At 69.0% G+C, this 18,491-nt stretch carries 21 protein-coding genes; 9 read left to right on the top strand and 12 right to left on the bottom strand.

Annotation, left to right across the window (positions count from 1 at the left end; all coding sequences use genetic code 11):
• Positions 1 to 56: 56 nt before the first annotated feature.
• Positions 57 to 1,352 (top strand): serine hydroxymethyltransferase, encoded by a 1,296-nt coding sequence (gene glyA, locus ACZ6DL_RS29570; RefSeq protein WP_466055987.1) that lies wholly within the window; start codon positions 57 to 59, stop codon positions 1,350 to 1,352.
• A gap of 91 nt (positions 1,353 to 1,443) precedes the next feature.
• Here glyA and ACZ6DL_RS29575 read toward each other — a convergent pair whose 3' ends face one another.
• From ACZ6DL_RS29575 to ACZ6DL_RS29595, 5 genes are all read right to left on the bottom strand, one after another.
• Positions 1,444 to 2,184: an ESX secretion-associated protein EspG gene (locus ACZ6DL_RS29575; protein ID WP_393233863.1), complete on the bottom strand. Its 741-nt coding sequence runs from the start codon at positions 2,182 to 2,184 to the stop codon at positions 1,444 to 1,446.
• A complete protein-coding gene (locus ACZ6DL_RS29580) occupies positions 2,181 to 3,377 on the bottom strand; it encodes a hypothetical protein (RefSeq protein WP_466055990.1) in 1,197 nt (398 codons plus the stop codon). The genes ACZ6DL_RS29575 and ACZ6DL_RS29580 overlap by 4 nt, the downstream gene beginning before the upstream one ends.
• A gap of 18 nt (positions 3,378 to 3,395) precedes the next feature.
• The gene (locus ACZ6DL_RS29585; RefSeq protein WP_466055992.1) at positions 3,396 to 3,977 is read right to left on the bottom strand and encodes a DUF3558 domain-containing protein; all 582 of its coding nucleotides are present in this window, start codon (positions 3,975 to 3,977) and stop codon (positions 3,396 to 3,398) included.
• Positions 3,974 to 4,360 carry a hypothetical protein gene (locus ACZ6DL_RS29590; RefSeq protein ID WP_466055994.1) on the bottom strand — a complete coding sequence of 129 codons (387 nt, stop codon included), beginning with the start codon at positions 4,358 to 4,360 and terminating at the stop codon, positions 3,974 to 3,976. Before ACZ6DL_RS29590 ends, ACZ6DL_RS29585 begins: the two co-directional genes overlap by 4 nt.
• A 199-nt stretch (positions 4,361 to 4,559) precedes the next feature.
• A complete protein-coding gene (locus tag ACZ6DL_RS29595) occupies positions 4,560 to 5,756 on the bottom strand; it encodes an FAD-dependent monooxygenase (RefSeq protein WP_466055996.1) in 1,197 nt (398 codons plus the stop codon).
• 111 nt (positions 5,757 to 5,867) lie between these two features.
• Here ACZ6DL_RS29595 and ACZ6DL_RS29600 point away from each other — a divergent pair, with 111 nt between their 5' ends.
• Positions 5,868 to 6,584 carry a TetR/AcrR family transcriptional regulator gene (locus ACZ6DL_RS29600; protein ID WP_466055998.1) on the top strand — a complete coding sequence of 239 codons (717 nt, stop codon included), beginning with the start codon at positions 5,868 to 5,870 and terminating at the stop codon, positions 6,582 to 6,584.
• A 23-nt stretch (positions 6,585 to 6,607) separates the two neighbouring features.
• Positions 6,608 to 7,030, top strand: a complete 423-nt coding sequence (locus ACZ6DL_RS29605; RefSeq protein ID WP_466056000.1) for a limonene-1,2-epoxide hydrolase family protein — start codon at positions 6,608 to 6,610, stop codon at positions 7,028 to 7,030.
• Between the two features lie 7 nt (positions 7,031 to 7,037).
• Here the strand turns inward: ACZ6DL_RS29605 and ACZ6DL_RS29610 are convergent, their stop codons facing one another.
• Positions 7,038 to 7,310 (bottom strand): hypothetical protein, encoded by a 273-nt coding sequence (locus tag ACZ6DL_RS29610; protein WP_466056002.1) that lies wholly within the window; start codon positions 7,308 to 7,310, stop codon positions 7,038 to 7,040.
• Positions 7,311 to 7,396: 86 nt separating this feature from the next.
• Here ACZ6DL_RS29610 and ACZ6DL_RS29615 point away from each other — a divergent pair, with 86 nt between their 5' ends.
• The 4 genes from ACZ6DL_RS29615 (at position 7,397) to ACZ6DL_RS29630 (ending at position 11,189) form a co-directional block, all read left to right on the top strand.
• Positions 7,397 to 7,765, top strand: coding sequence for a DUF488 domain-containing protein (locus tag ACZ6DL_RS29615; RefSeq protein WP_062972470.1), 369 nt, complete (start codon positions 7,397 to 7,399; stop codon positions 7,763 to 7,765).
• A gap of 266 nt (positions 7,766 to 8,031) precedes the next feature.
• Positions 8,032 to 9,417 carry a PhoH family protein gene (locus tag ACZ6DL_RS29620; RefSeq protein ID WP_357036043.1) on the top strand — a complete coding sequence of 462 codons (1,386 nt, stop codon included), beginning with the start codon at positions 8,032 to 8,034 and terminating at the stop codon, positions 9,415 to 9,417.
• Positions 9,418 to 9,606: 189 nt separating this feature from the next.
• On the top strand, positions 9,607 to 10,209 hold the full coding sequence (locus ACZ6DL_RS29625; protein WP_466056004.1) for an LGFP repeat-containing protein: 603 nt from the start codon (positions 9,607 to 9,609) through the stop codon (positions 10,207 to 10,209).
• Positions 10,210 to 10,331: 122 nt separating this feature from the next.
• Entirely contained in the window at positions 10,332 to 11,189 is an 858-nt protein-coding gene (locus ACZ6DL_RS29630; RefSeq protein WP_466056006.1) for an acyl-ACP desaturase, read from the top strand.
• Positions 11,190 to 11,462: 273 nt separating this feature from the next.
• Here the strand turns inward: ACZ6DL_RS29630 and ACZ6DL_RS29635 are convergent, their stop codons facing one another.
• Together ACZ6DL_RS29635 and glpX are read right to left on the bottom strand one after the other, a co-directional pair.
• Positions 11,463 to 12,866 (bottom strand): class II fumarate hydratase, encoded by a 1,404-nt coding sequence (locus ACZ6DL_RS29635; RefSeq protein WP_466056008.1) that lies wholly within the window; start codon positions 12,864 to 12,866, stop codon positions 11,463 to 11,465.
• Positions 12,867 to 13,312: 446 nt separating this feature from the next.
• The gene (glpX, locus tag ACZ6DL_RS29640; RefSeq protein WP_062972466.1) at positions 13,313 to 14,356 is read right to left on the bottom strand and encodes a class II fructose-bisphosphatase; all 1,044 of its coding nucleotides are present in this window, start codon (positions 14,354 to 14,356) and stop codon (positions 13,313 to 13,315) included.
• A 130-nt stretch (positions 14,357 to 14,486) separates the two neighbouring features.
• Here glpX and ACZ6DL_RS29645 point away from each other — a divergent pair, with 130 nt between their 5' ends.
• Entirely contained in the window at positions 14,487 to 15,053 is a 567-nt protein-coding gene (locus ACZ6DL_RS29645; protein ID WP_040869587.1) for a DUF4245 domain-containing protein, read from the top strand.
• A gap of 196 nt (positions 15,054 to 15,249) precedes the next feature.
• Positions 15,250 to 15,747: a GNAT family N-acetyltransferase gene (locus ACZ6DL_RS29650; protein WP_466056011.1), complete on the top strand. Its 498-nt coding sequence runs from the start codon at positions 15,250 to 15,252 to the stop codon at positions 15,745 to 15,747.
• A gap of 18 nt (positions 15,748 to 15,765) precedes the next feature.
• Here ACZ6DL_RS29650 and ACZ6DL_RS29655 read toward each other — a convergent pair whose 3' ends face one another.
• From ACZ6DL_RS29655 to ACZ6DL_RS29670, 4 genes are read right to left on the bottom strand one after another with little or no spacing between them, the layout of a single operon-like run.
• Complete coding sequence (locus ACZ6DL_RS29655; protein ID WP_040869583.1) at positions 15,766 to 16,110, bottom strand: VOC family protein; 345 nt, start codon at positions 16,108 to 16,110, stop codon at positions 15,766 to 15,768.
• Positions 16,107 to 16,379, bottom strand: coding sequence for an exodeoxyribonuclease VII small subunit (locus ACZ6DL_RS29660; protein ID WP_466056013.1), 273 nt, complete (start codon positions 16,377 to 16,379; stop codon positions 16,107 to 16,109). The genes ACZ6DL_RS29655 and ACZ6DL_RS29660 overlap by 4 nt, the downstream gene beginning before the upstream one ends.
• Positions 16,380 to 16,381: 2 nt before the next feature.
• On the bottom strand, positions 16,382 to 17,704 hold the full coding sequence (gene xseA, locus ACZ6DL_RS29665) for an exodeoxyribonuclease VII large subunit (RefSeq protein ID WP_466056015.1): 1,323 nt from the start codon (positions 17,702 to 17,704) through the stop codon (positions 16,382 to 16,384).
• On the bottom strand, positions 17,701 to 18,363 hold the full coding sequence (locus ACZ6DL_RS29670) for a lipid droplet-associated protein (RefSeq protein ID WP_466056017.1): 663 nt from the start codon (positions 18,361 to 18,363) through the stop codon (positions 17,701 to 17,703). Before ACZ6DL_RS29670 ends, xseA begins: the two co-directional genes overlap by 4 nt.
• Positions 18,364 to 18,491: the final 128 nt, after the last annotated feature.

The following is an 18,491-nucleotide window of genomic DNA, read 5'->3' on the forward strand; positions in this document are numbered from 1 at the left end:
CGACGGGGGTGAACCCCCTGCTCGAGGGCCGGGCCCGCGGCCCATAGACTGAGGTCGTGACGCAGACGACCGCCTCTGTCAATTCCCAGTCTCTCGGTGAGCTCGATCCGGAGCTTGCTGCCGCGATGGCAGGCGAGCTCGCCCGCGAACGCGACACGCTCGAGATGATCGCCTCGGAGAACTTCGTGCCGCGCGCGGTGCTGCAGGCGCAGGGCAGCGTGCTCACCAACAAGTACGCCGAGGGTTACCCGGGGCGGCGCTACTACGGCGGCTGCGAGCACGTGGACGTGGTGGAGACCCTGGCGCGCGACCGCGCCAAGGAATTGTTCGGCGCCGAATTCGCCAACGTGCAGCCGCACTCCGGCGCGCAGGCCAACGCCGCGGTGCTGATGTCGCTGATGGACCCGGGCGACAAGCTGCTCGGTCTCGACCTCGCGCACGGCGGTCACCTGACCCACGGCATGCGCCTGAACTTCTCCGGCAAGCTCTACGAGGTGCACTCCTACGGAGTGAGCAAGGAAGACCACCGCGTCGACATGGACGAGGTGCGCGAGATCGCCCTTCAGGCGCGTCCGAAGGTGATCGTGGCGGGCTGGTCGGCCTACCCGCGCCATCAGGACTTCGCGGCGTTCCGCTCGATCGCCGACGAGGTCGGCGCGTACCTGTGGGTGGACATGGCGCACTTCGCAGGCCTGGTCGCCGCCGGTCTGCACCCCTCGCCGGTGCCCTACGCCGACGTGGTGTCCTCCACCGTGCACAAGACTCTCGGCGGTCCGCGCTCCGGCCTCATCCTGGCCAAGCAGGAGTACGCGAAAAAGCTGAACAGCGCGGTGTTCCCGGGCCAGCAGGGCGGTCCGCTCATGCACGCCATCGCCGCCAAGGCCGTCGCCTTCAAGATCGCCGCGGGCGAGGAGTTCAAGAACCGTCAGGAGCGCACCCTGTCGGGCGCGAAGATCCTGGCCGAGCGGCTCACCGCCGCCGACGTCAAGGACAAGGGCGTCAGCGTGCTCACCGGCGGCACCGACGTGCACCTGGTGCTGGTCGACCTGCGCAACTCCGAACTCGACGGCCAGCAGGGCGAGGACCTGCTGCACGAGATCGGTATCACCGTGAACCGCAACGCCGTTCCGTTCGACCCGCGGCCCCCGATGGTCACCTCCGGCCTGCGGATCGGCACCGCCGCCCTGGCCACCCGCGGCTTCGGCGACACCGAGTTCGCCGAGGTCGCCGACATCATCGGGAGCGCGCTGGCCGGCGGCGCCGACTTGGACGCACTGCGCGCCCGGGTGAGCAAGCTGGCGCAGGACGTTCCGCTGTACGACGGCCTCGAGGACTGGCGCCTGCTGGGCTGACGCCGGGTTCCGCGCAGCGCCGCGAGTGGCACAGCCTGGAGTTCCCTTCTCGGGAAATGCCGCGACCATGTGCCACTCGTCGCCGCTGGGGTCACCGGTCCAGGCGCGCCTTGGCCCGCACGATCGACTCGTCCAGGTATCGGGTGATGTCGGCGCTGGTGCCGGGGCGGATCATCAGAGCGCGATTGGCGGGCACCTCGCAATAGCGGCCATCCGGCGTGTCGATCCAGCGGAGGCGGCCGGTGCGCAGCGGTTCGGCGTTGCGCGGGCCGAGTAGCACGACCGCGGTCCCGCGGGTGGTGCACGATTGCCGCCAGAAACGCCGGTAGCGTTCCTTGGCCTGACTGGCCGGCGCGTTTCCGAACACATCGGGGCGATCGTCGTTGAGGTCATCGAGCAGGAAGCTCTTCTCGCCGACCGTTCCGGCCGGGGTGTCCGGCAGCAAGCGCGCCAATTCGGTGGCGAGCTGATCGGTTCGGTAGCGGCGCAACCGGACTCGGCCGCCGTCCGGGCCCGGCGTCTGCACGGCGAGCACACCGGATCCGGTGCGCGTCCCAGCGGCGACGGCACGCAGTTCGACGCCCTCGCGCGTGTTGTCGTGACCGAACAGTTCGATGCGCCAGTCGGGACCGGCGAGCGTGGTGATCGCGCTGCGCAGGGGCAGACGCTCGTCGCGGCCCAGCTCGGCGCGGAACTGCCGTTGATACTCCCGGTACTCGTGCAGGCCGGGGAACCGGCTGGTGAATCGGAATGGGAACGGCATGCGATCCAGCCCCGTGCCGAACCAGGCCGCGGCGAACTGCTCGGCCGACAGCGACCACTGCGCCGTCATTTCTCGCCCAGCGCGGGCGGCACGGTCTTCTGCACTTCGCCGAGCAATTCCTTCGCGTGTTCCTCGGTGCGCAGGTACTTCGGCGACTTGTGCTCGTCGTCGTCCGTGCGCCTGCCGCGCAGCCCCGGTGGGACCATGCCCGAGTACCCCGCGCCGCCGGGCGCTGCTGGGCGTCCCACCGTGCTGGTCTGGGGATTCGCCGCCCCGGGGGCGGCGGGTTGGGCAGGGCGAGAAGTGCCCGACCGCGCCTCGTTGTCCGCGACGCCCGGAGTTCCGGCCGCACCGGGCGTGGCCTGCCGGGCCGGTGTGCCGTTCGGTCTGCCGTCGAACGCTGCGGGGACGACGGCGGCGGGTGCGCTGGTAGGCGGCGTCGTCGTGGACACGAGCGGCGTGCCCGAGGTTGTCGTCGTCTGTGCGCTCGTAGTGGATACCGGTGCGGTGGTCGCCGTGTCCTGGCCTTGTGCGACGGCCTGTGGCGTGGTGGTTTCCGAGGTGTCCTCCGCCGCCGGCCGCGCAGGCTCGTTCGAGGTGCCTTCCTCCTCCGCATCAGCGGCCGAGGCGGTGCCTTCGGATGAAGGCTCGTCACTGGAGGAAGAGGTGTCGGCGGGGCGGTCGGCGTTCACCGGCTGTGCACCCACGTCGGAGTTCACAACCGTACCGGTGCCCGCCTCGATCCCCGTCGGCGTCGTGGCGGCGGGACCCACCGGTGGCGGCAGCGTCGGAATGGCCGGAGCGGTCGCCCCGTACGGCTGGATGTACTGGGTGTTCATCTCGTCGCGGGCCTGTTCCTCACGCGAGTTGCGCTGTTCCGCATTCCCCGCGCCTGCCGAGGCGTCCACCAATTCCGGCACCGACGCCTTGAATTTGGCCGCCGCGTCCGCCGCCGCCGACAGTGGCAGGCTCTGCGCGCCGAGGGCCTCGCCGAGTTCGCCCACCCGCGCCGCGTAGTCCCGCACGCCGCGCACCGCGCTGTCGGCCGCCGCGCCTTCCCAGTTCTGTTCCACCGCGTTCTTGATCGCGTTCTCGAACCGCTGCCCCGCGTTCGTGACCGCCGCCGCGATGGCCGACCACGCCGCGAACGCCCCTTCCAGCCCTGCCGGATTCATCGCGTCGGCGGCCTGCTTGATCTCCGCGTGCGAGAAACTGTGCGCGTTCTCCGGATTGGTGATCGCGCGGCCGTCGGTCTGTCTCATGATCGCTTCCCCCGGTGTTCAGCTGCCCGCGGGCAGCAGTGGTGCGATTGCTCGGGCGATATCGGTGGCGATATCGCAGGCGACGAGGTTCTTGTTCGCCGACGTCTGCGGAACATTCGTCAGGATGTAGAGCGAGCCGGACCTCATCTCGACGTTGATCGTGCAGCCACCGGGTACATCCGGACGGGCTTCGTAGCGCACAGCTCTCCGATCCACTGCGGAAATGTCTACGGCGGAGGGGTATTTGCTGCGAACCTGGTCGAGGGTGCCGTTGGTGGTCTCGACGACGAATCCGTAGCCAGCCCGCGCGACGTAACGGCAGCCCTTCCAGGTGATGCCGCCTTGGCTGTCCTGTCTGGGTTCCGGGGGTCTCGAGTCCCACTGCCGCTCCGCGAGAAACTGGGGCGTCAGCGCGGTGCAGGGATCGAACGCGGACTGTGCATTCGCCCCGGACGATGTGCTCGGGCCGGAACCGGTCGGGCCGGTGGTCGACGTCGCCGGTTCACTCGGTGTCGTCGAGTCGCCGCATCCGGCGAGCAGGACGAGTCCTACCGCTCCCGCGACGAACCGGGTTGCCACAACGCCTGTGTCGGCCTTCATACGCGGAGCTCCCGCATCGCTGCCGCGAATTCCGTATCGGTCCGAACGTAGCCATCGCGGATGGACTGGAACATGGATCGGATTTCCTGCGCCACGGAGATGTACTCGGTCAGTGTGTCGAACGCGTTGTTCGGGCCGCCGAAAGCTTTCTCGCGGAACAGCCGCACCAACTCGACGGCGGAGGTCAGCTTCGAATCGTCCTCACCCAGACCCCAGTGCTGCCGCTCGCCGAGTTCGCGAGCGTCGGTTTGCGCCGCCACGAGCGCGTCGATCAAATCCTGGCAGGCCTGGTCGATCTCCACGAACCCTTGCGGGTCCATCCGTACCCGCAGCGCCCCGGTTTTCGCAGCTTCGATGTACCCGGGAAACGGGCTGTCCGCCATCGCCGCCCCTTCCGTCAGTGCCGTCTGACCTTATAGACGCGTCCCGCCGCACTCCGGTTCCATCGAAACACAGCCGACTTCTCGGTGCGCCCCGTCGTGCCGCTCGTCGTCGGCGGCGCGACGGTTCCGAACTGGGAGGTTGTGCCGAATCCCGATGGGCGCGGCCGATCCGATCGTTGTCAAGGCCGCTGACGAATGCTCAGCGCGGGTTCGCCGCGCCGACCAGTGCGGGGTAGTCCTTCAGATCGATGTCGTTGGCGGCGTTGTCGCTGTATTTCGTCATCAACGCGAACAGCCGGGAATCGAAGAACCAGTTGCGCATCCTGATGCCGCGCGCGGTCTTCGGCGCCAGGAAACGACCGGCGTTGCTGTTGCCCGCGATCTTCGCGTAGCGCTTCATGATCTCGTCGTAGCGGGCGAACGCCACGGTGTGATCGCCGCCGGCCGATGCCAACTCGCCCGCGATGACGTACGCGCCGACGACGGCGAGCCCGGTGCCGAACCCTCCGAGCGTGTTTCCGTATCCGGAGTCGCCGACCAGCGCGACACGTCCCTTGGTGTATCCGTCCGGCATGCGCACCTGGCTGATCGTGTCCATGTAGAAGTCGTCGAATCCGGCCAGCTCGGTGAGCATCCGCGGTACTTCCCAGCCCACCTCGGCGTAGGTCTCCGCGAGGATGCGGCGCTGGGCCGCGCTGTCGTCACGGCCGTAGTCGAGTTCGGGGGAGGCGAACATGTACATCTGCTGTGCCTTCGGGCCACCGCTGATCGCGAGTCGTCCGGGAGCGTTGTGGGCGTGCGCGGTCACCCGCTCGCGTGCTCCGGTGGTCTTGCCGCTCCATGGGCTGGCGCCCGCGACGGCGTAGTAGTAGCCCAGGTATTTCACGAAGTCGCGCTCGGGGCCGAACGCCAGCCTGCGGACCCGCGAGTGGATGCCGTCGGCGCCGAAGACGAGGTCGAAGGTGCGGGCGTCCGCGTGCTCGAACTCGACGTGGACGCCGTCCGCGTTCTCGGTCAGCGCGGTGATCGAATCGCCGAACAGGTATTCGCAGTGGTCTGCCGTGCGCCGGTAGAGGATCTCGGCCAGGTCGCCGCGCAGGATCTCGACGTCGCCGCCGGTGAATTCGCCCGACATCAGGGCCAGCCGGGTGCCCTGCTCATCCACGAACACAGTGTCGGTGGTGCCCGTCCTGCGTTGCTCGATGTCCTCCAGCACGCCCATCCGCTCCAGCACCGTGCGGTGGGTACGGCCCTTGAAGTCGATCGCCTGGCCCCCGGGGCGCAGCGCCGGAGCGCGCTCCACCACGGTGACCGCGAACCCGTAACGGTGCAGCCAGTAGGCCAGCGCCGGTCCGGCGACGCTGGCGCCGGAGATGAGGACGGTGGTGTTGCGCATGATGAACTCCTGTCGGAATCTGCGTCCAATGGAAACTGTATCCGTAGGACTCGAATAAGAGTATGGTGGACACAGTTTCACGTCAAGACGTTCTCCGGAAGGATTTCGGGCATGCCGACACCGACCGCACTCGAATTGCTCTGGGGCACCGGTCAGCGCCCCAAGCGGGGCCCCAAACCAGCGCTGTCCTTGGAGCGGATCGTCGCGGAGGCCATCGAGCTGGCCGATGCCGAAGGACTGGCGCACCTGTCCATGCAGCGGCTGGCCGAGCGGCTCGGCTTCACGAAGATGTCGCTGTACCGCTACGTGCCCGGCAAGGCCGAGCTCGTCGCGCTGATGCTTGACACGGCGCTGGGCGCGCCGCCGGAGATGAGCGCGGCCGCGGCGACGTCGCAGGACGCTTGGCGGGATCTGCTGGCCTTGTGGTGCGAGACGATCTACGAACGCTTCCGCGCTCATCCCTGGTCGCTGGAGGCGTTGGCCGGCATGCGGCCGATCGGCCCGAACGAGCTGGCCTGGATGGAAGCCGCGCTGGGCGCGCTCGCCGGGACCGGGCTCACCACCGCCGAACGCCTGGACACCATCGTTCTGCTGACCGGGCACGCCCGCAGCCTGGCGCAGCAGGTGCGGATGGCGGACGCCGAGGAGTTCGAGAAACAGATCGCGGGCCAGTTCGCCGAGATGGTGGCGGCCGCGGCGGAACGATACCCGGCCACGGCCGCCGCGTTCGCCGAGGAAGGCGCGGTCGCGGGAGGGGCTGGTGCGCTGAGATTCGGCATCGCGCGCATTCTGGACGGACTGGCCGTGCTCATCGCGCGCCGCGGATGACCCGCGCGGCCTACGCTCGGACCATGACCGACGAACCCGACCTGAGACAGGACTCGATCACCACCGTGCGGGAGTTCTTCGCCGCGCTGGAGATGGGCGCCGCCGAGGAGGCGATCGACCTGTTGCACCCGGACATCGTCTGGAAGAACACCTCGCTGCCCGACCTGCGCGGCATCCGCCGCGTCGGCGGCGTGCTGCGCGGCCTGAGCCGCGACTCGATCGGCTTCGGGGTGGACCTGCACCACATCGCGGCCGACGGCGACGTCGTACTCACCGACCGCACCGATTACCTGCGCTTCGGGCCGGTGCGGGTCGGTTTCTGGGTCACCGGCACGTTCGCACTGCGGGACGGCCGAATCATCCTGTGGCACGACCACTTCAGCTGGGGGAACTTCCTGCGCGGCACCGCCGCCGGCCTCTGGCGGGCCGCGCTCACCCGCGGCTGACCCGGCCTCAGGAGTGCTGGGCCAAGTACTCCAGGTAGACCGGCCGCAACACCTCGGCGACCGCGCCGTCACCCGCGTGGACGTAGTCGTCGAGCATGGGCAGCACGTACTTGATGTCCGCCTCGCTCTCGCCGACATTGCCCGCGGCGGCTTCCGCCGCCGGGATCGACGTGAGCAACCGCCACAGGAACTTCACATCACCGCGTCGCACGGCGAGCTTCATCGCCCGGTCGTGCAGCTCCTTCGACGACAGCTTCTCCAAATCCTCGTTACCGGACATACCAGCGACTCTATCCGTCGAATCGGCCGACAGCGACGGCGTGGCGAATCCCGTAGCCGCTCGAACCCCGTGCTGCGATGACTGCTATGACCCCGCAACCGCAGCCCGGCTTCCGCGTCAAGCGCGTCTACGACAGCCCCGACCCGGACGACGGCGCCCGGGTGCTGGTCGATCGGCTCTGGCCGAGGGGTATCACCAAAGCGCAAGCGCGGGTCGATCGCTGGCCCAAGGACCTCACCCCGTCCACCGAGTTGCGGCGCTGGTTCCACGCCGACCGGGACGCGCGAGGCGCGGAATTCGCCCGCCGCTACCGTGCCGAGCTCGCCGCGCCGGAAGTTCAGCAAGATTTGCGGGATTTGCGGGACCTGGCCGCCGAAGGTCCGGTCACATTGCTCACGGCCGTACAGGATCCGGCGCACAGCCATGTTCCGGTGCTGCTGGACGTGCTGCGGTGAATAGCCGCGACGTGCCAGTTTACGACAAGTTCACGGACACGCCTCCCGGTCCCCGAGCGCGGACATGGTAATCGGAGGTAGCGTCGGGTGTGCGGGCCGCGGCGGTGTGGCTCGTACGGGAGGTCCTGACCGTGACTGAGCTACTCAGTACGAGGGGGCCGGGACCCGGCCCTCGTGGCACCTGACGGCAACGTCGGGTCCAACAGGACGGACCGGTCCAGCGAGATCGTTCGTGCGACTGCCGCGCGAACACAGAGGAGCCCACCGTGACTGCTGCACGCTCCGTTTCCGCTCCCTCGGCGAACTCCAGCTCCGCGAAAGGCGGAGCCGCCGCGAAGGGGGCCCGCCCCTCGCAATCAGCCGGCACAACCTTCGTCATCGACACGTCCGTCCTGCTGTCGGATCCTTGGTCCTTCACGCGGTTCGGCGAACACGACGTGGTATTACCCCTGGTGGTCATCAGTGAACTCGAAGCCAAAAGGCACCATCACGAACTGGGCTGGTTCGCGCGAGAAGCCCTGCGCAATCTGGACGATCTGCGCCTGCAGTACGGCAGGCTCGATCAGCAGGTGCCGATCGGCACCGAGGGCGGCACGTTGCAGGTGGAACTGAACCACACCGATCCCGCGGTCCTTCCGGTCGGCTTCCGCACCGACACCAACGACTCCCGGATCCTGGCCTGTGCGCTCAACCTCGCGGCCGAGGGCCGCGAAGTGGTGTTGGTGTCCAAGGACATCCCGCTGCGGGTGAAGGCAAGTGCGGTTGGCTTGCACGCCGACGAGTACCACGCCCAGGACGTGGTGACCTCCGGCTGGTCCGGCATGGTGGAACTCGACGTCAGCACCGCGCGCATCGATCAGCTCTACGCCGAATCGGTGATCGATCTGGACGAAGCGCGAGAGCTGCCCTGCCACACCGGAGTTCGGTTGCTCGGCGTCAGCTCCAGTGCGCTGGGCCGGGTCACGCCGGACAAACGGGTGCAGCTGGTGCGCGAACGCGAGGCGTTCGGGTTGCACGGCCGTTCCGCCGAGCAGCGCATCGCGCTCGACCTGCTGCTGGACGAGAGCGTCGGCATCGTCTCGCTGGGTGGCCGAGCGGGTACCGGCAAGTCGGCGCTCGCGTTGACCGCGGGCCTGGAGGCGGTGCTGGAACGGCGGACGCAGCGCAAGGTGGTCGTCTTCCGTCCGCTCTACGCGGTGGGCGGCCAGGAGCTGGGCTATCTGCCCGGCACCGAGAGCGAGAAGATGGGCCCCTGGGCCCAAGCGGTCTTCGACACGCTCGACGGGCTGGCCAGCCGCGAGGTGATGGAGGAGGTGCTCAGCCGCGACATGCTGGAGGTGTTGCCGCTGACCCACATTCGCGGGCGGTCGCTGCACGACTCCTTCGTGATCGTGGACGAGGCCCAGTCACTGGAGCGGAACGTGCTGCTCACGGTGCTCAGCCGCCTGGGAACCGGCTCGCGGGTGGTGCTCACCCACGACGTGGCCCAGCGCGACAACCTGCGTGTCGGCAGGCACGACGGTGTCGCGGCGGTGGTCGAGAAGCTGAAAGGTCACCCGCTTTTCGCGCACATCACGCTGACCCGTAGCGAGCGCTCGCCGATCGCGGCGCTGGTCACCGAGATGCTGGAGGAGTACGGCCCGAACGCCTGATCCCGCACGGCCGTCGCACGCTGTGTTTCACGGCATATCCGGTGGGTATCATCCGCCGCGATAGCTGTTCGGTATGACCCGGTGACCGTCTGTCGGTCACCGGGTCATCGCCTGACAATCGGCCGAGGCTATGTGCGGCGTCGTCACGGAGTACGTGGTGTGCCGGTAGCCCACAGCGAGAGGATGGACATGCACCACTTCGCTCGACGAACGGCTGGATTCACCGCAGTGCTCGCCGCGGCAGGGCTGGTCTTGGCCGGTTGCGGCGACGATGACGACAAAGGCGACAGCGCCAAGACCGGTATGGCCAGCATGACCGGAATGGTCACCTCGATGATGAGCCCCGGCAGCGGCACCGGTAGCCCGACGCGCACCGGAGAGGAGTCGACCGGCACCACGGGCGCCACGGCCACCACGGGCGCGAGCGCGGAGGGCACCAAGATCGCCACGCCGGGCGGTGAGATCGCCGTCGACGGCGATATCTACGAGAAGTACACGCAGCTCGGTGGCCCGACCGGCACGCTCGGTCTTCCGCTGGAGGCGGAGGAGAAGGGCCCCGAGGACGGGGAATACCAGGACTTCGCGGGCGGCACGATCTACGAGGCCAAGGACGGCGATCCGCACGTAATCTGGGGTGAGATCCGCAAGGCGTGGGAAGACAACGGCGGTGCGCAGGGGCAGCTCGGCTACCCCGTCAGCGACGAGAAGGACATCCCCGGTGGCAAGCAGAGCGACTTCAGTGGCGGCACCATCACCTGGGTGAACGGTACTATCACCGTCACGCCCAAGTAGGAACCAGATGTACGGCGTCCGGGATCGCGGTGCGGTCCCGGTTGCCGTGCCTCCGGTTCCGGTTACCTATGAATCCCATCCATCCGCCCCCGCTACGCGGGCCAAGCCGCTAGGTTATCTCGGTGCAAACTCTCCTGACCGATCGCGAATTGCTCGAATCGCTCGCGGTGGACGTAGAACTGCTGCTGCGTAAGCACATCGATGTCGCCGACGGGTGGCAGCCACACGACCTCGTCCCGTGGGACGACGGCCGCAACTTCGCCTTCCTCGGCGGTACCGACTGGGCGCCGGAGCAGTCCGAGCTCAGCGAAACCGCCAAGCTGGCGCTGACCGTCTCGGTGCTGATCGCCGACAACCTGCCCTCCTACCACCGGGAGATCGGCAAGTACCTGCGCACCGGCGCGTGGTGGCGCTGGGTCGGCCGCTGGACGGCCGAGGAGAACCGCCACGAGATCACCATCCGCAACTACCTCATGGTGACCAGGGCCGTCGACCCGGTCGAACTGGAGCGGTTGCGCATGGAGCACATGACCAAGGGCTTCCGCCGCCCGGCGATGCACTTGCTGGACGTGCTGGCGAACTGCGCGTTCGAGGAGGCCGCCAGCGCGGTCCGGCATCGCAACACCGCGGCGCTCGGCGAGAACCCCCTGGTCACCGCCATCGCCGAGCGCATCGCGCTGGACGACGAACTGCAGTCGGTGTTCTTCGCCGACCTGGTCGCCGCCGCCCTGGATCTGGCGCCCGACCAGACCGTGCGGGCCATCGCCGACCGGGTCGCCGGTTTCGAGGTCCCCACGGTGACGCTGCCGAACGGCCGCAGCAGCGACGAGGTGCTCGCCGAGGCGGGCGTCTACGACCGCGCCAAGGAGGACGAGCTGGTCTTCGCCCCCCTGCTGCGGCGGTGGAACATCTTCACCCGCACCGACTTGGGCCCGGACGGCGAGCTGGCGCGCGAGGAACTCTCGCGCCTGCGCGACTGACCCGCCGTCCCGGCCACCGGGCGCTCCCTTCCACGCTCGCGGTCGGGTCGCCCGGTCGGAGTTCGGAATCTCCAGTCGAATGCCACCTCGGCAAACCCCCGGTTTCCCGAGGTGGCGTTTCGTTTCCGCGCAGCTTGCCGGGACGCGACTCCTCTGGCATCGCTCCGACGCTCAGCGGTGGCGACGAGACAGGATTCCCGGTTCCTCGCTCCTGATGGCCGACGGAGGTCCCGCCTCGCGCGGCGACGCGGCCGGTTCCTTAGTCCCGTTCCGTCAGTCCTGTTCTTTCACCTTCGCCATGGCCAGCACGTCGAGGCGGCGGTCGAGTTCCTCCTCGGTCAGCTTCTCGTCCAGCAAGCCGCGATCGATGACGGTCTGGCGGATGGTCTTCTTCTCCCGCAGCGCTTCCTTCGCGACCGCGGCCGCCTCCTCGTAGCCGATCGCGGAGTTCAGCGGCGTGACGATCGAGGGGGAGGACTCCGCGAGCATGCGCAGGTGCTCGACATTGGCGACCAGGCCGCGCACGCACTTGTCCGCGAACAGGCGGGCGACGTTGGCCAGCAGGCGAATCGACTCCAGCAAGTTGCGCGCCATCACCGGGATGTACACGTTCAGTTCGAACGCGCCGTTCGCGCCGGCGAAGGCGACCGCGGCATCGTTGCCGATCACCTGCGCGCCGACCTGGGTCACCGCCTCGGGGAGCACCGGGTTGACCTTGCCGGGCATGATCGAGCTGCCCGGTTGCAGATCCGGCAGTTGGAGCTCGGCCAATCCGGTGAGCGGGCCCGAACCCATCCAGCGGATGTCGTTGGCGATCTTGGTCAGGCTCACCGCGATCGTGCGGAGCGCGCCGGACGCCTCGACCAGCCCGTCGCGCGCGGCCTGCGCCTCGAAGTGGTCCTCGGCCTCGCGCAACGCGTCGATGCCGGTGGCGCGCACGAGTTCCGCGACGACCTTCGCGCCGAAGCCCTCCGGCGCGTTCAGCCCGGTGCCGACCGCCGTTCCGCCGATCGGCAGCTCGCCGAGCCGCGGCAGCGTCGCCATGATGCGGTCGATGCCCGCCGCGACCTGGCGGGTGTAGCCGCCGAACTCCTGGCCGAGGGTCACCGGGACGGCGTCCATCAGGTGCGTGCGACCGGACTTCACCACGGTGCGCCACTCCGTCGACTTGTCCAGCAGCGCCAGCCGCAGATGCTCCAGCGCGGGAACCAGGTCGGTGATGACCGCTTCGGTGGCGGCGAGATGCGTTGCGGTGGGGAAGGTGTCGTTGGACGACTGGGACATGTTCACGTCGTCGTTCGGGTGGACCGTGACGCCGTTGGCCTTGGCCAGCGAGGCGATCACCTCATTGGCGTTCATGTTCGAGCTGGTACCGGAGCCGGTTTGGAAGACGTCGATCGGGAACTGGTCGTCGTGCCTGCCCTCGGCGATCTCGTTCGCCGCGGCGATGATCGCATCGGCCTTCGCGGGATCGAGCAGACCCAGGTCACGGTTCACCGTGGCACACGCGGCCTTCAGCAGGCCGAGCGCGCGAATCTGCGCCCGCTCCAAGCCGCGTCCGCTGATCGGGAAATTCTCCACGGCCCGCTGGGTCTGCGCCCGCCACAAAGCGTCCACCGGAACCCGGACCTCGCCCATGGTGTCGTGCTCGATGCGGTACTGCGTCTCCTCGCTCATGATCCCGACCCTATGCCGCAGCCGCTGCCCATGGGGCAGCCACGCCTGAGGTCATTCGCACACCTCGGCAGGCATGCGCCGGGGAATACGAGCCGTTCGCTCGGTGGGTGCCACACGGCCCCCGGGTGGCGGCGGCCGAGCATGAAGTCGCATCCGCCTCGACCCGGGTCTGCCGCACTATCGCTGCGGAAAGCCGCACCATCCGGCCACCGGGCGCCACGGTGGAAAGCGACCAAGGCACCATGAACGGCGCGCGGTCCCCCACATTGCGGAACCACTGACCCCAGCTCCCGGTTTCGAGCGAAGCGAGACCGAGCATGCGCCGTTCGCGGCCCGGCTCCCGTTCGCGCGGCCACCGCGTCCGCGACGAAGTCGCCAGCGGTGGTCGCGCGAACGGGAGCCACAAAGGGGCCGCGAACACGCAGCGCCGCAGGCGCTGCCAAAAATTACGGCAGCGGCGGGACCGCGTGTTCGTCGCCGATGAAATCGACCGAGGAGTATTCGCGCAGCTTGGTCAGGCGGTGGTAGGCGTCGATCATGCGGACCGTGCCGGACTTCGAGCGCATGACGATCGACTGGGTGGAGGCGCCGCCGCCGTAGTAGCGCACGCCGCGCAGCAGGTCGCCGTCGGTGACGCCGGTGGCGCAGAAGAAGACGTTCTCACCGGAGACGAGGTCCTCGGTGGTCAGCACGCGGTCGAGGTCGTGGCCCGCGTCGATGGCCTTCTGCCGCTCCTCGTCGTCCTTCGGCGCGAGCATGCCCTGCAACTCACCGCCCATACAGCGGATCGCGGCGGCGGCGATGATGCCCTCGGGCGTGCCGCCGATGCCGACCAGGATGTCGGTGCCGGATTCCGGGCGGGCCGCGGCGATGGCCCCCGCGACGTCACCGTCGGAGATCAGGCGGATGCGGGCGCCCGCGTCGCGCACCTGCTGGATCAGCTCGGCGTGCCGGGGGCGGTCCAGGATGCAGACGGTCAGGTCGGACTTCGAGGAGTTCTTGGCCTTGGCGACCCGGCTGATGTTCTCGCCGATCGGGGCCGAGATATCGATCACATCGGCGGCATCCGGGCCGACGGCGATCTTGTGCATGTAGAACACCGCGGACGGATCGAACATGGCGCCGCGTTCGGCGACCGCGAGCACCGAGATCGCGCCGGGGACGCCCTTGGACATCAGCGTGGTGCCGTCGATGGGATCCACCGCGAAGTCCACTTCGGGGCCGGTGCCGTCGCCGACGGCCTCGCCGTTGTACAGCATGGGCGCCTCGTCCTTCTCGCCCTCGCCGATGACGACGATGCCGCGCATGGACACCGAGCTGACCAGCTGCCGCATGGCGTCGACGGCGGCGCCGTCGCCCCCCTCCTTGTCGCCGCGTCCGACCCACCGGCCCGCGGCCATCGCCCCGGCCTCGGTCACGCGGACCAGCTCGAGTGCGAGGTTGCGGTCGGGCGCCTCGCGGCGGCTAGGTGTGGGAGAAGTTGCCGTCATTGCGGGGTGCCTCCTGTGCGTCGGTACGTACCGGTCAATTGTCTCATTCGATGTGGCACGGGCGTACACCCCTGCTCGGCGGCGTCGGGGTGCGCGGGGCGGCGTCGCCGTCCGAGTGGATACTGGGAGCGTGTCGTACCAAAAGCCACGCATCCTGAACGACTACCGGGATCTGTTCTGGTCGCTGATCCCGTTGGTGTTGATCGCGCTGGTTTTCGCGGGCCTGGCCAGCCAGTGCAGTTTCGCGGCGAACGGTCCGACACAGGGGCAGATCCCGCACTTCGACGCGCGGGCGGCGCTCACCGCCGACGCTCGATCCCTGCCGTTCCCGATCCGCAACCCGGACCTGCCCGCGGAATGGACGCCGAATTCCGGCAGCCGCGAGTCCATCGGCGGCAATGGCGGCGGACCGGTCAGCACGGTCGGCTACATCACGCCGCAGGGCACCTACATGCGTTTCAGCCAGAGCAACGCGACCGAGGAGGCGCTGGCCCGGTTCGTGCTCGGGTCCCGGTACGCCAGCGGTACCGAGCAGGTCGGCGCGCAGAAGTGGATCGTCTACGCCGAGCAGGGGTCGGAGACCGCGTGGATCACCGACCTCGGCCAGTCCCGCGTGCTGATCACCGGCGCGGGCAATCAGGCGGCGTTCACCACGCTCGCCCAGGCGATCGCCGCGGCGCAACCACTGAAGCCCTGAACACGCTTGCCTTCGGCCGCGCGCGACCGTTAAGTTTGCCGCGGTACGAGACACGTGCCGAACCGGATCTCGGAGGTCGATGAATATGGCTGTCGCCAGCTGTATTCCGCATGCCCTTCGCCGGTTCGCGCGCCCCTGATTCTTTCGCAGACGCGCCGACGCGAACCGGTCTCTTCTCGATGACCAGGAGTGTCACGTGTCTGTTTTCCTTTCCTCCGATCTGCTCACCGAACGCCTGATCCTGCGGTTGTGGACCGCCGATGCGGCGGCCGCCGTGCTCGACGACCAGCGTCGGGCCGCGTGGGCGGCGGATTTCCCGGCCGAGGGTGATCGCGTCATCGCAGGCTTGCTCGCCGAGCATTCGGACTGGCTCGGATCCTTCGGGCACCGGCTGATCGTCGAACGATCGAGTGGGCTCGTCGTCGGATCGATCGGGCTGTTCTGGCCGCCCGCCGACGGTGAGCTGGAGATCGGGTACGGCATCGTCGCCTCGCGGCGCGGTCGTGGTTACGCGACCGAGGCCACCGCCGCGCTGACGGCGCACGCGTTCACCGCGCCGGGCGTCCGTGTGGTGCGCGCCGACGTGGAGTTGTCCAATCCGCCGTCGGTGCGTGTGCTGGAGAAAGCCGGGTTCGAGCAGGTGAGCAGCGCGGACGGCGTCGCGCGGTACCGGGTAGCGGCCGCACCGCGGTAAGCGCGCGCGGGACCGTCGTCAGCGGTGGCTCACCACGTTGACGATGGTCCCGCTCGGGTCGCGGACGAAGAAGCGGCGCACGCCCCACGGCTCGTCGCGCAGGGGGTAGACGATGTCGGCGCCCGCGGCGAGCACCTCGGCGTGTACGGCGTCGACGTCGTCGACCTCCACGCTCATGTCGGGCTGGAGCCGCTCGGCGTCGGGACCTACGAGCAGGACCTGGGCGGTCGGGTTGGACGGTGAGGCCATGGTCACCACCCAGCCCAGGTCCATCGCCTCCTGGAAGCCGAGCAGCCGGTAGAAATCCCGGCTGGCGGCCAGGTCGGTGGTGCGGATGTCGGGTGTGGCCCGGCGGATGGTCATTCCTGCTCCAGGTCGGTGCGGTGCAGCGCGTCCTCGACGCGCTTGCGCGCGCCCGCCAGGTGCTCTTCGCAGCGGGTGGCCAGCGCCTCGCCGCGTTCCCACAGGGCCAGGGATTCGTCCAGGTCGAGGCCGCCCTGTTCGAGGATCTTCACGACGTTGACGAGTTCGTCCCTGGCGCGTTCGTAACCGAAACCGGCGATCTCGGCCGCGTCGTCGGCCGGATCGGCTCCCGTCCCGTTCTTGCCCGTGGACTTGCCGGACTCGGCCAAGGTCAGTTCCTCCCTGTGTCGGTGTGCTTCGCGCCGAGCGCCTGGGCGCCGAGCGCGGCGGCCGTGACGGCCCCGTCGGCCACCCGGATGCGCAACTGACTGCCCGCGGGCGCGTCGTCGATCGAGCGCACCACCTCCCGTTCCGGGCCGGTGACGCGTTGTACGACAGCGTAGCCACGGGCCAGCGTCGCGGCGGGGCCGACGGCGGTGAGTTTCTCGCGCAGGTGCCGGGTGGCCGTGGATTCGGTGCGGATCAGCTGTTCGGCCGAGCGGTGCGCGGCCGTGCGCAGGCGTTCGACCTCTTCCCGGCGGCGATCGATCTCGCGCAGCGGGTCGGCCAGCACGGGCCGCGACCGCAGTTGGGCGAGCGCCCTGGTCTCCCGGTCCACCCAGCCGCGCAGCGCGGCGGCGGTGCGTTCGCGCAGCTCGCGGATGCAGGCCAGTTCGGCGGCGGCGTCGGGGACGATCCGCTTGGCGGCATCGGTCGGGGTGGCCGCGCGCAGATCGGCGACCAGGTCGCTGAGCGGGTTGTCCGGTTCGTGGCCGATCGCGCTCACGATCGGCGTGGTGGCGGCCACGATGGCGCGGCACAGCGCCTCGTCGGAGAACGGGAGCAGGTCTTCCACGCTGCCGCCGCCGCGCGCCAGCACGATCACCTCGACGGCGGGATGCCGATCGAGTTCGGCCAGCGCCGTGAGCATCTGCGCGACCGCGGTGGGTCCTTGTACGGCTGTGTTGCGGATTTCGAAACGTACCGCGGGCCAACGGTTGCGGGCGACGCTCAGCACGTCGCGCTCCGCGGCGCTCGCGCGGCCGGTGATGAGGCCGATCGTCCCTGGCAGGAACGGGATCGGGCGCTTGAGCCGGGGATCGAACATGCCCTCGGCGGCCAGCAGCGCCTTCAGCCGTTCGATGCGGGCCAGCAGCTCGCCGATGCCCACCGGCCGAATCTCCAAGACGCGCAACGAGATCGTGCCGCGCCCGGTGAAGAACGAGAGCTTGCCGTAGACGACCACCCGGCTGCCCTCTTGCAGGGGGACGGGGGAATTGCGAATGAGGTCCGGATCGCAGGTCACCGACAGCGACATGTCGGCCGACGGGTCCCGCAGCACCAAGAACGCGGTGCGGGTGCCCGGACGGAGGTTGATCTGGGTGATCTGGCCCTCCACCCAGACGCTGCCGAGCCGGTCGATCCACTGGGCGACCTTCATGGACACCGAACGCACCGGCCAGGGGTGCTCGGCGGAGTTGGCCGGTGCGGCGGCGGGCCCGCCGGAGGTCCCCCGGCTTGCCGTCGGCGACGAAGGAGTCCGGGGTTCGGTCACTGGGCCTGCACAGTGGCGATCCGGTTCGTGAGCATGGTCACGAACGGCGCCCTGGCGCGGGTGCGCTGCTCGTACTCCAGCAGCGCGGTGAGGTCTTCGATCGTCAGCAGGCGCAGCCGGGCGCGCAGCTGGGCCAGGGTCATGTTGGCGTAGTCGTAGCGGACGGCGACTTCCGGTTCGGCGATCTCGGGCGCTTGCGCGGCAGGCTCGGGACCGGTTTCCGAGTCGCCCGGCTCCGGTTCTCCGGCCGGCTCCTCGGCGATCCTCGTCACCGAGGCGACATGGCCGTTGGTCGCCTCGGCGCGGGTGTCGTCCGCGGCGAAGGACTCGTTCGCGCGGAACGGTTCGGGATCGTCGGCGGTGAAGAGATCGAATCGACTGCCGCGATGAGCGGTGGGGCTCGGGTCGTCGGTGAGGTCCTCGTCGAAAGTGGCCCACTCCGGCTGCTCGACCGGGTGGTTGGACAGCCGGTCGAATACCGCGTCGCCCTTCAGGGCCAGGCTGGTGACGAACTGCTGGACGTGCATCGTCGTCTGCAGTACCTGACTGATGGCCGTGATCGGGAAATTCATTGCCGCCGTGGGTAGCCGGCGGGATTCCTCGAGGGCGTATACGGCGGCGCCGGCGGCGACGCGGGCCAGAAAGGGTGGTCGAAACATGGTCCTAGCCTGCCCGAAATGGTGTGTTATGCAAAGGAGGGGCGCGCCCGGTTCCGATATTCGCCGCTTACGGCGTGCGGCCGATCGGCGGGAATTACGCGGCGCTGTGCTCATAATGCGGAGAATAA

The organism is Nocardia sp. NPDC041819, assembly GCF_055590505.1.